The sequence below is a fragment of the Streptomyces sp. SID3343 genome (assembly GCF_009865215.1).
Classification (GTDB): Bacteria; Actinomycetota; Actinomycetes; order Streptomycetales; family Streptomycetaceae; genus Embleya.
Genome location: NZ_WWJX01000783.1, coordinates 1 through 11,615 on the forward strand (window position 1 = coordinate 1; position 11,615 = coordinate 11,615).

Sequence of the window (11,615 nt, forward strand, 5' to 3'; positions counted from 1 at the left end):
GCGGTGGGGACGCCGCTCGGGCCGCTGTGGCGGCGGGTGCGGCGGCCGTTGGTGCGGCCGGCGCCGGTACAGATCCATCGGGCCGAACAGGCGATCCGGCGGGCGGGCGCGGCGTTGACGCACGGGCTGCCTGCGGTGTGGGACGTGGGGGTGCATCGGGCGTTGGCGCAGGGGTTGCGGCGGCTGCCGGAGGAGTTGGACGCGGTGCTGGTGGAGGCCGCGCCGGTTTCGGTGCGGCGGGGGACGGGGGCTCGGGTGGCGGCGGCGGCGCAATGGGTCGGGTTGTTGGCGGTGGCGGCCGGCCTGCTCGGCGGGGTGGCGATGGTCACGGGGGCGCCGGTGGTGCGTTGGTGGGGGTTGCCGGGGCCGGGATGGGCGGGGTTCGCGGGGGTGGTGATCGTGCTCGGGGCGGCATGGTTCGCGCGCAGGTCGGCCTCGGCGGCGGCGGCTCGGCGGGAGAAGGCGACGGCGGAAGCACTGCGCGCACGTGTCCGGGACGCGGCCGACCGGCTGCTGGTGGCCCCGGCGGAGGCGGAGTTGGACCACTATCGCGAGGCGCACACCTGGTTCGTGGCGGCCCGGGATCCGACGCCGGGAGGCCCGGCAGCGGGGGCATGAGGGATGCGTTTCGAGGCGCGGTGGGGCGTGCGGTGGGGCGCGGGCCTCGAGGCGCGGTGGGGCGCGGGCCGCGAGGTGGGGTCTGGTACGTGCGGCGAGGTGGGGGGTGCGGTGCGTGCGGCCAGGCGCGGTGGGGCGTCTGCGGTGGAGCGCGGTCCGGCGCGTGCGCTGGGGAGAGGCGAGCCGTGTCGCGTGCGTGGTTTGCGGGGCTCGACTCGGCCGCTGGGATGCCGGGGTGGCTCCTCTGCCTGGTCGACGTGGTGCGAGCGTCGCTCGGGTGGGTGACTGGGGGTTATGCACAGGGGGCTGGTTGTCCACAGGAAGGGTGGACCGGCTGGGGTGGACGTGCTGGCGGGTGGATCGTCGGGGGCGGATGGCATCGGGCGGCCGGCTGCGGGTGGTCGAGGGTGAGGAGTGTCGGGGTGGATACGTACGTGACGGTGGTCGGGAACGCGGCGAGTGATGTTCGCGTTCAGATGACGCAGTCGGGTGTGACGTTGGCGAGGTTTCGGATGGCGGTGTCGCCGCGTCGCTTCGATCGCGACAGCGGGCAGTGGGTGTCGGGGGACGCGTCCTTTTACACCGTGCAGTGTTGGCGGGGGCTCGCGGAGAACGTGACGAGTTCGATCGACAAGGGTGATCCGCTCGTGGTCACGGGGCGTCTTCGGGTGCGTGAGTGGGAGCGGGAGGGGCGCTGGTGGACCGTCACCGAGATCGACGCGGTGTCGGTGGGGCACGACCTCGCGCGCGGGGTCGCGGAGTTCCGGCGGGTCGGCCGACCCGCGCGGTTGAGCGTTGTCGAAGGGTCGGCGGCGACGGTGCAGGCAGGAGAGCAGGAGGCGCTGGCCATCGGGCTCGTTGCCGAGTCCGATGAGGAAGCGGAGGCCGCATGAATTGAGGCGAAGGATGGCCGGATGTTCGGTAAAGCCATTCATTGGCGAAAGCCGGCGAAATTCCGAAGGCTTTCGACTGTAGATCTGAAACAGAATTGTGACGACTGCGCCGGGCATGATGTCCCGCAAATCAGCCCAAGCGTTCCATCTTGTTCGTTGACGGCGGGCAATGGTCCGAAAAGGTTCGGATGATGGGGGCGGCCGACGCCCGAGAAACGGCATTGATAACGAAGGACCGGTTCATCCGGTTGTGTACATTGATACATGAATAGCGGACGAGAAGCCCAGATCAGGCGATATGCGGCTTGACCGGCGTCATAGCGGCCTATATCCGTCGAAGACTTGTCGACTTCGCGATATCCCTTTTCCTGTCTTCGGCGTGGATGTTCTCCAGAGGTAAAGAACGTGAAACAAATCGGGAACCCGGGTCGCGACGGGTAGGGCGCCTGCTCTTACCATTCAACGGTTATTTACCCGTTCCGCGCTCGGGGGAACGACGTGCGACACGGGTTGGCTTACTTTTTTCGAGGGGACCACTACATGTTCCGTACACCGGGACGGACGGCTACCCGCCTGTCGGCCATGGCTGCGGCCACGGGCCTCGCGGCGGCCGGCGTGATCGGTTTCGCCGGTGCCGCCCAGGCGGACGGCGCCAAGGGCGTTTTCGAAGGCAGCGACGCCGGTGGAAAGATCAAGCTGGAGGGTAAGCAGGACCTGACGTCCGCCAAGGTTCTCAAGCTCAAGGTCGACGGAAAGACCCTCCTCACCTACTGCATCGACTACCACACCGAGGTCCGGGACAAGGCCAAGTACGACGAGTCGGGCTGGAAGGAGACTTCCTTCGGCTCGAAGGCCGACAAGGGCAAGGTCAAGTGGGTCTTGCTCAACTCGTACCCGACGGTCGACGTCGCCCAGCTCAAGGCGCACGGCGCACCGGGCCTGGATGCAAACGATGCGGCCGCAGCCACGCAGGCGGCGATCTGGCACTTCACCGACGGCGAGAACCTCGACCTGGCCACCACCGGGAAGGACGTCAACGACCCGGATGTCATCGGTCTGTACAAGTACCTCATCGGTGACGCCAACAAGGGCGACGTTACAGAGCCCGCGGTTTCCCTCTCGGTGACCCCGAAGGAAAAATCGGGCAAGATCGGCGACAAGCCGGGCATCGGTCCGTTCGAGATCAAGACGAACGCCGACGGCAAGTCCATCAACGCGAAGTTGACGGCGAGTGGCACCGGTGGCTCGGCCGAACTCGTGGACGCGGACGGCAAGAAGGTCGACAAGGTCGGCAACGGGGACAAGCTCTACGTAAAGGCTCCCGCCGACGCCAAGAGCGAGGGTGGCGCGTCCTTCTCGGTCTCCGGCGAGTCGACCGTCCAGGCCGGGCGCGTCTTCCAGGGCGTCAACACCGACGGCAGCACCAGCCAACTCCTGATCGTCGCGGACAAGCAGAAGCTGTCGGTCTCCGACGAGGCGACCGCGAAGTGGGGTGCCCCGGGCAAGGGCCCCCTGCCCGAGTTCAACGCCACCAAGGACTGCGCCGCGGGCGGCGTCAAGGTGACGGTCAAGAACAACGGCGACGAGGCGTACAAGTTCAAGCTCGACGGCAAGGAAACCACCGTCGAGGCAGGCAAGTCGTTCGATCAGGTCGTCAAGGTCAAGGAAGACCAGGCGTACAAGATCTCCGTCGTGGGCCCGGACGGTAAGACCGTCAAGGAGTTCACCGGCACCCTCGACTGCGAGACCGCCGGCGGCACGACCGGTGGCTCGACGCCGAAGCCGAGCACTTCCCCCGTCGCGACCCCCAGCACCAGCCCGAGCGCGGCGGCCCCGGCCCCCGTCAACCCCAAGGGCCCGGACCTGGCCGCGACCGGCAGTGACGGCAGCAACACCCCGATGATCCTGGGCGGCGCCGGTGCGCTCGTCCTGGCCGGTGGCGGTCTGGTGTTCTACACCCTCCGTCGCCGCAACGGTTCGAACGGTGCCACTGCCTGATAAAGGCGACACAGCACCGCACTGACCTGCGGAAATAGATCGGGCCCCGGCGTGCACAGAGCGCACCGGGGCCCGATCCCGTCACCGGGGCAACCGAGTGGGCAGGCGGCGCGGCCCGGACCGGCGGCCCGGGGAGTGGGTACGACGTGGGCCAAGGGCGGGTGCGCTGGGTGGCTGCGCACCGTGGCTAGGGGCTCGCCTTCGTGCGGCACGGCGGACGGCTCGGCCCCACGGGCTCCGTTCCCCCGCGTTGGCCGGCTCTGCCGACGCTGACGTGGTGAACACGGCCGTTCCCGAGCGTCGGGCAACCTGGCGCGCGTGGCCGACGGCCTCGGCGGACGGGCGCCGAAGGGCCGCTTCGGTTCGTCGGTTGGTTCGCCGGGCGGTTCGCCCCGATACAGCGCCGGGCCCGCTTCACACGGTCGACGCCCGGCCTGGCCCGGCTGCAAGCCCGCGCCGGGCGGCAGGCGCTCGTGCCGGCCCGGAGGGAAGCCCCACCCGACGCGAGGCCACGCCTGGCGGATGGCCCGGACTTGGCCCGGACACGGCGCGGACACGGCGCGGAGGGAAGCCCCACCCGACCCGAGGCCACGCCTGGCGGATGGCCCGGACTTGGCCCGGACACGGCGCGGAGGGAAGCCCGCCCGACGCGAGGCCACGCCTGGCGGATGGCCCGGACACGGCGCGGACACGGCCCGGACCGAGTGGCCGTCCGCATCCCCGCCCGCGTCAAAGCCCCACCGGACGCCGCGGGCCGTGCACCCCGAGGTGTGGTCGAGAACCCCGCCCGATCCGGTGGCCCCCCGTCTCGATCCGGTGGAACCCCCGTCCCGATCCGGTGGAAACCGCGTCTCGGGCCGGTGGAAACCGCGTCCCGATCTGGTGGAAACCCCGTCTCGGGCCGCAAAACCGCACCTCTAGTGGCTGCGTCGCCAGTCGTGTGGGTCGGGGGTTCTTCCCCGTTCGGGCACCGCGCAACCGTGGTTCGGATACTCCGGGCCACCCGTGCGCATCGCAGGGCCCGCCAGACCATAGGCTTGGACGCATGGCTGAGTACATCTACACCATGCGCAAGGCGCGTAAAGCGCACGGCGACAAGGTGATCCTCGACGACGTTACGCTCAGCTTCCTGCCGGGAGCCAAGATCGGCGTCGTCGGCCCGAACGGCGCGGGAAAGTCGACCGTTCTCAAGATCATGGCCGGGCTGGAGCAGCCGTCCAACGGTGACGCGTTCCTGTCTCCCGGATACACCGTCGGCATCCTGCTCCAAGAACCTCCGCTGGACGAGACCAAGACCGTCCTGGAGAACGTCGAAGACGGCGTCAAGGAGATCAAGGCCAAGCTCGACCGGTTCAACGCGATCGCCGAGGAGATGGCGACCAACTACACCGACGCGCTCATGGCGGAGATGGGCGAGCTGCAGGACCAGCTCGACCACTCGAACGCCTGGGAACTCGACTCGCAGCTCGAACAGGCCATGGACGCGCTGGGCTGCCCGCCCGGCGACTGGCCGATCGTGAACCTCTCCGGTGGCGAGAAGCGCCGCGTGGCGCTGTGCAAGCTGCTCCTCGAGGCGCCCGACCTGCTGCTCCTGGACGAGCCGACCAACCACCTCGACGCGGAGAGCGTCCAGTGGCTGGAACAGCACTTGGAGAAGTACGCCGGTACCGTCGTCGCGGTCACCCACGACCGGTACTTCCTGAACAACGTCGCCCAGTGGATCTGTGAGGTCGACCGCGGTCGCCTGCACCCCTACGAGGGCAACTACTCGACCTACCTCGACACCAAGGCGACCCGCCTCAAGGTCGAGGGCCAAAAGGACGCCAAGCGGCAGAAGCGCCTCAAGGACGAACTCGAGTGGGTCCGCTCCAACGCGAAGGGCCGCCAGGTCAAGAGCAAGGCGCGCCTGGCCCGCTACGAGGAGATGGCCGCCGAGGCGGACAAGATGCGGAAGCTGGACTTCGAGGAGATCCAGATTCCGCCGGGTCCGCGTCTGGGCAACGTCGTCGTGGAGGTGGAGCACCTCTCGAAGGGCTTCGACGAGAAGCTCCTCATCGACGACCTGTCGTTCACCCTGCCGCGCAACGGCATCGTCGGCATCATCGGACCGAACGGCGCGGGCAAGACCACGCTGTTCAAGATGCTGATCGACGCAGAGACGCCCGACGACGGCACGATCAAGGTCGGCGAGACGGTCAAGGTCTCCTACGTCGACCAGTCGCGTGGCGGCCTGGACCCGAAGAAGAACCTGTGGGAGGTCGTCTCCGACGGCCTCGACTACATCAAGGTCGGCAACGTCGAGGTGCCCTCGCGCGCCTACGTCAGTGCCTTCGGCTTCAAGGGCCCGGACCAGCAGAAGCCCACCGGGGTGCTCTCCGGCGGCGAGCGCAACCGCCTCAACCTGGCGCTGACGCTCAAGCAGGGCGGCAACCTGCTGCTGCTCGACGAACCGACCAACGACCTCGACGTCGAGACCCTGTCCAGCCTGGAGAACGCGCTCCTGGAGTTCCCGGGCTGCGCCGTGGTCGTCTCGCACGACCGCTGGTTCCTGGACCGGGTCACCACGCACATCCTCGCCTACGAGGGTGAGTCGAAGTGGTTCTGGTTCGAGGGCAACTTCGAGTCGTACGAGAAGAACAAGGTCGAGCGCCTGGGCGCCGACGCGGCGCGCCCGCACCGCGCGACGTACAAGAAGCTCAAGCGCAACTGACGCACAGTCGTCGGTAAGGCGTCACGGTGGCCTGTCGTATGCCCGCATACGGCGGGCCACCGTGACGTGACCTGCGATCGCCGCGCACGCCGTCGGCGCATGGGCAGTCGATATGTGAGCAGTCGAGACGTGAGAGTCGAGACGTGAGTGGTCGGTACGCGAGTGGTCCCTGACGATTCGCGCACAGTTCGACCGCACGAACGAACGAGGGAGAGGCTCGGCACGTGGCCAGGCACATCTACCAGGCGACGCTTCGGTGGTCCGACATGGACGCCTACCGGCACATCAACAATGTGCAGTACCTCCGGTATCTGGAGGAGGCGCGCGTGGACATGATGTTCACCCTCGCGCAAGGCGAGGGGGCCAAGACCCTCGCGGAAGGCGTGGTCATCTCCCGGCACGAGATCGACTACAAGCGCCCGCTGGTGTGGCGCGCGGAGCCGGTGCGCATCGAGACGTGGGTGACCAGGATCGGCGCGGCCCGCTTCACGCTGGGCTACGAGATCAAGGACGACGACGAGGTCTACGCCACGGCGATGTCGGTCCTGGTGCCCTATTCGCTTTCCGAGCAGCGTCCCCGGCGCCTGACCGGCGAGGAGCGCGCCTACCTGGAACGCTTCCTCGAACCCGACGACAAGCCGAGGGCCGCCCCCCGAGGCGCGCGGCAGGACACCGTCGGCCCCGCGGTCCCGTCGTGACCGTGCTCCGGCTCGCCGACCCGGCCGCCGCGGCGGACCTGGGCGGTTATCTGTCGCGGCTGCTGCGCTACGACCGCCGCGCCGTCGTACGGGTGCGGGCCGAGGGGTCGGTGCTCGGTACGTTCGGCCATCCGCCGTTCGGCGAGGCGGCCGAGGGTGTGATCACCCTGCGCGCGACCGAACTGGCCGAACCGGCCGAACTCGACGCGACCGTGTCCGCCGGGCAACTCCTGGAAGCCATCACCGACGACGCGAGCGTGACCGTACCGGCCTCGGTCACCGGACCCGGCTGGGCCGGCATGCTGCCGCCGCGTACCGGGTGGGAGCTGATCGCCGAGTTCGCCGTGCTCGACCTCGCCCGCGAAGTCGGCTCCGGCGTGGTCGAGTTCCGCGAGCAGACCCGTCCCGGCATGCCCCGGGCCGAGTTCGACCGGATCGCCACCACCATCTGGACCCGCCCCGTGGCCGACCAACTCCCGTTGCGGGCGGCGCACGCCGCGCAGTCCTTCGGCTTCCTGGGACCGCCGGACGCCCAGGCCCGTGTCGCCGTCCTGCGCGCGGGCGGCTGGCTGCGCCTCGAAGCTCCCTACGGCTCGGTGTCGGTGCGGCGCAAGGGCGCACCGGGACTGCTGTTCACCCGCTGACGCGCCACCGGGTCCACCGCCCGCCGCCGGTCTCGCCGCCACCGGTCGACCCCGGCGACCCCGGCACCCGCGCCGGCCGGGTGCTCAGCCGCCGCTCGACCACCACGCCGCGGTGTCCGGCGGTAGGGCGACCCGATCACCGTTGACGAGGTCGACCGGGCCCGAGGACAGGATCAGCGCGCCGTACGCCATCAGCCGCACCGGACGGCTCGTCACGTTCACCGCGCACACGAAGCCCGGATCCCGCTCGAAGGCCAGCACCCCGGGCGGAGCGCCGTCCTCGTGCCAGTTCAGGTGATGCGTCTGCGGGGCCGGCCCGAGCGCCGGGTGCTCGCGGCGGATCCGCAACGCTTCGCGATACAGCGCGAGCGTCGAGGTCGACTCGCGCAGTTGCGCCTCGACGGTCAGGTCGGTCCAGGCGGCGGGCTGCGGCAACCACGTCGACTCGTGCGTCGAGAACGCGAACGGAGGAGCCGCGCCCGCCCACGGGATCGGCACCCGACACCCGTCCCGCCCCGGGCGCGCGCCGCCGGAGCGGAGGAAGACCGGGTCCTCGCGCAACTTGGCGGGTAGGTCCTCCACCTCGGGCAGACCCAACTCCTCGCCCTGGTACACGTGGGCCGAGCCGGGCAAGGCGAGTTCGAGCAACAGCGCCGCGCGGGCCCGGGCGAGCCCGTCGTGACCCCCGCCGAACCGGGTCACCGGGCGAACCACGTCGTGGTTGGACAGCACCCACGTAGCGGGCGCGCCCACCGTGCCACACGCCGCGAGCGTCTCGTCGATCACCTCACGCAGCCGGGCCGCGTCCCAGCCCGCGAGCAGGTAGGGGAAGTTGAACGCCTGATGCAGTTCGTCGGGCCGGACGTACGCGGCGAGCCGGCTCGCCTGCGGGACCCACGCCTCGGCGACACCGATCCGCGCGTCCCGCGCCGACCCCACATCGGGCCCCGACCCGCGCCCCGACACCGGCCCGGATCCCGGCCCCACGCCTGACCCCGACGCCGACCCGGCACCCGTCGCGGCGCCCGACCCGGCCACAGACCCACACCCAGACCCAGACCCAGACCCAGGCCCGAGGCCCGACCCGCGCCCAATCCCAACCCCAACTCCGACCCCGACCCCAGACCCCGAGTACGAATCGAGCAAACGGCGCCACGTGCGGTAGATGTCGTGCACCTCCGGCTGGTCCCAATACGGCAGCCGGTGCCGCAACCGGCCCTCGCGCCCCTGCGGGACGCCGGCCGGCACGTCGGGTAGGCCGACGGCCTTGACCAGCCCGTGCGCCACGTCGACCCGGAAGCCGTCCACGCCGCGGTCCAGCCAGAACCGCAGAATCGAGAGGTACTCGCAGCGGACTTCCAGGTTGCGCCAGTTCAGGTCCGGCTGCTGAGGCGTGTACAGGTGGAGATACCACTGCCCCGGAGAGCCGTCGGGCTCGACGACCCGGGTCCACGCGGGGCCACCGAACTGGGCGAGCCAGTTGTTCGGGGGCTCGCGACCGCCGGGCCCGCGCCCGTCTCGGAACAGATACCGCGAGCGCTCGGCCGATCCCGGCGCCGCGGCCAGCGCCGCGGTGAACCACGCGTGCTCGTGCGAGCTGTGGTTGGGCACGAGGTCCACCACGACTTTGAGGCCGAGTTCGTGGGCGCGCGCGAAGACTCGATCCGCGTCCGCGAGTGTGCCGAACATCGGGTGCACGTCGCGCGGGTCGGCCACGTCGTAACCCGCGTCCGCCATCGGCGAGCGGTAGAACGGGTTCAGCCGGATCGCGTCGACGCCCAGGTCCCGGACGTAGGGCAGGCGTTCCAGGACACCGGGCAGATCGCCGACCCCGTCGCCGTTGCCGTCGGCGAAGCTGCGTACATAGATCTGGTAGAAGACCGCGTCGCGCCACCAACCTCGTGCCATCGGCCACCTCCGTGGGATCGCCCGTGCTGAGGCTCTTCCCCGTCAGTCCTCGCGATTCACCAACGACTGGGCCGCGTAGGACAGGTAGTCCCACAGGGTGCGCTCGTGTTCGGGCGCGAGCGCGAGATCGTCGACGGCCACGCGCATGTTGCGCAGCCACGCGTCGCGCGCCTGCTCGGTGACCGCGAACGGCGCGTGCCGCATACGCAGTCGCGGGTGACCGCGTTGTTCGCTGTACGTTCGCGGCCCGCCCCAGTACTGGATCAGGAACATCCGCAGGCGCTCCTCGGCGCCGTCGAAGTCCTCCTCCGGGTACATCGGGCGCAGCAGCGGATCCTCGCGCACACCCTGGTAGAAGCGGTGCACGAGCTTGACGAACGTCTCCTCGCCGCCCACGGCCTCGTAGAGACTCGGCTCCGGCTCTCGCATCTCGGTCACCCGTCCATCCTCCCAGATGGCTCAACGCGCCGGATCGCCTCGCTCGACGTGCTCGGCGGCCTTGGTCATGTTGCGTTGCATGCCGCCGAACACGACGCCGTGGAAGGGGAGGACGCTCCACCAGTACGCGTGCCCGAACAGGCCGCGCGGGTGGAACAGCGCGCGCTGGCGGAAGCGGGTCGTGTCGCCGTCCCGGCGCACGGTGAGCTCCAGCCACGCCAGTCCCGGTAGCCGCATCTCCGCGCGCAGGCGCAACAACTCGCCCGGGACGATCTCCTCGACCCGCCAGAAGTCGAGCGAGTCGCCCACCCGGAGCCGATGCGGATCGCGCCGCCCCCGGCGCAGTCCCACCCCGCCCACGAGCCGGTCGAGCCGGCCGCGGATCGACCACGCCAGCGGCCACGAGTACCAGCCGTTGTCGCCGCCGACGCCCTCGATCACCGACCACATCGCCTCGGGTGTCGCCCGTACCCGGGCCTCGCGGACGTCCTCGTAGAGCGAGCCGCCGGACCAGTCGGGGTCGGTGGGCAGCGGATCGCTGGGCGCGCCCGCGGTGCCGGCCGAGGACCAGCGGGTGGCCACGTCCGCGTCGCGGATGCGGGTGAGCGCGAGTTCGAGGGCGCGGTCGAAGCCGGTCAGCCCCCCGGGTGGGTCGGGGACGTAGCGCGCGATGTCGTGCTCGTGGCACACCACCTCGCTGCGCAGCGACTCCACGAGCGGGCGGGCCAGGTTGCCCGGTACGGGGGTGATCAGGCCGACCCAGTGGCTCGACAGCCACGGCGACAGCATCGGCACGGGGAGTACTCGGCGGCGGCGCAGGCCGGACACGGCCGCGTAGCGCTGCATCATCGACTCGTACGTGAGTACGTCGGGCCCGCCGATGTCGAACGCGCGGTCGACGTCGGCCGGCAGTTCGACGCAACCCACGAGGTAGCGCAGTACGTCCCGGACCGCGATCGGCTGGATGCGCGACGTGACCCAGCGCGGCGTGACCATGACCGGCAGGCGCTCGGTCAGGTACCGCAGCATCTCGAACGAGGCGGAGCCCGAGCCGATGATCACCGCCGCGCGCAGCACGGCGGTCGGCACCGCGGACGAGAGCAGGATCTCGCCGACCTCGGCCCGCGAGCGCAGGTGTGGCGACGAGTCGCGGGCGGTCGAGCCGTCGGCCGGACCGAGGCCGCCGAGGTAGACGATCCGGGCGATACCCGCGTCCTCGGCGGCGGCGGCGAAGGTCTGCGCGGTCCTGCGGTCGGTGTCGCCGAAATCGGCTCCGGTACCGAGCGCGTGGATCAGGTAGTAGGCCACGGTGACGCCGTCGAGCGCCGCGCGCACCGCGTCGGGGTCGAGCGCGTCGGCGCGGGCGATCTCCACCCGGTCCGCCCACGGGTGGTCGCGCAACTTGTCCGGGGTGCGGGCCATGCAGCGCACGCGGTAGCCGGCGGCGAGCAGTTCCGGGACGAGCCGACCACCGAGGTAACCGGTCGAGCCGGTGACGAGACACAGGGGGGAATCCACCCGATCCAGTGTCGGCGCCGCGCGCCGCGTATCGCCGTGGGCGCGCCGGGCCTTGGGCCCAACGGATGACGGGCGCGGCCGTCGAGGTCGCGGCCCCAACGCACCCGGCACCCCGGCCTCAACGCACCCGGCGCCCCGGCTTCGAGACGTCGGCCCCCGGCCTCACGCTGCCCGGCCCCCCAGCACCGGG

At 70.5% G+C, this 11,615-nt stretch carries 8 protein-coding genes and 1 pseudogene; 6 read left to right on the forward strand and 3 right to left on the reverse strand.

Going from position 1 to position 11,615, the window contains the following annotated elements; genetic code table 11:
- The 6 genes and pseudogenes from GT354_RS24460 to GT354_RS24485 form a co-directional block, all read left to right on the forward strand.
- Nucleotides 1–618, forward strand: a pseudogene (locus GT354_RS24460) (hypothetical protein); the annotation flags it as partial.
- Between the two features lie 422 nt (nucleotides 619–1,040).
- On the forward strand, nucleotides 1,041–1,511 hold the full coding sequence (gene ssb / locus GT354_RS55900) for a single-stranded DNA-binding protein (RefSeq protein ID WP_161358533.1): 471 nt from the start codon (nucleotides 1,041–1,043) through the stop codon (nucleotides 1,509–1,511).
- Between the two features lie 582 nt (nucleotides 1,512–2,093).
- Entirely contained in the window at nucleotides 2,094–3,509 is a 1,416-nt protein-coding gene (locus tag GT354_RS24470) for a thioester domain-containing protein (protein WP_161358534.1), read from the forward strand.
- 1,045 nt (nucleotides 3,510–4,554) lie between these two features.
- A complete protein-coding gene (gene ettA / locus GT354_RS24475) occupies nucleotides 4,555–6,219 on the forward strand; it encodes an energy-dependent translational throttle protein EttA (RefSeq protein WP_161358535.1) in 1,665 nt (554 codons plus the stop codon).
- 224 nt (nucleotides 6,220–6,443) lie between these two features.
- Nucleotides 6,444–6,917: a thioesterase family protein gene (locus GT354_RS24480; protein ID WP_161358536.1), complete on the forward strand. Its 474-nt coding sequence runs from the start codon at nucleotides 6,444–6,446 to the stop codon at nucleotides 6,915–6,917.
- Nucleotides 6,914–7,561 (forward strand): hypothetical protein, encoded by a 648-nt coding sequence (locus tag GT354_RS24485; RefSeq protein ID WP_161358537.1) that lies wholly within the window; start codon nucleotides 6,914–6,916, stop codon nucleotides 7,559–7,561. The genes GT354_RS24480 and GT354_RS24485 overlap by 4 nt, the downstream gene beginning before the upstream one ends.
- 84 nt (nucleotides 7,562–7,645) lie before the next feature.
- Here GT354_RS24485 and GT354_RS54435 read toward each other — a convergent pair whose 3' ends face one another.
- Genes GT354_RS54435 through GT354_RS24505 form a run of 3 tightly spaced genes read right to left on the reverse strand, consistent with a single transcriptional unit; the run spans nucleotide 7,646 to nucleotide 11,425 of the window.
- A complete protein-coding gene (locus GT354_RS54435; RefSeq protein WP_237535407.1) occupies nucleotides 7,646–9,469 on the reverse strand; it encodes a glycoside hydrolase family 13 protein in 1,824 nt (607 codons plus the stop codon).
- 42 nt (nucleotides 9,470–9,511) lie between these two features.
- A complete protein-coding gene (locus tag GT354_RS24500) occupies nucleotides 9,512–9,898 on the reverse strand; it encodes a globin (protein ID WP_161357810.1) in 387 nt (128 codons plus the stop codon).
- Between the two features lie 30 nt (nucleotides 9,899–9,928).
- On the reverse strand, nucleotides 9,929–11,425 hold the full coding sequence (locus tag GT354_RS24505) for an SDR family oxidoreductase (RefSeq protein WP_161357802.1): 1,497 nt from the start codon (nucleotides 11,423–11,425) through the stop codon (nucleotides 9,929–9,931).
- Nucleotides 11,426–11,615: the final 190 nt, after the last annotated feature.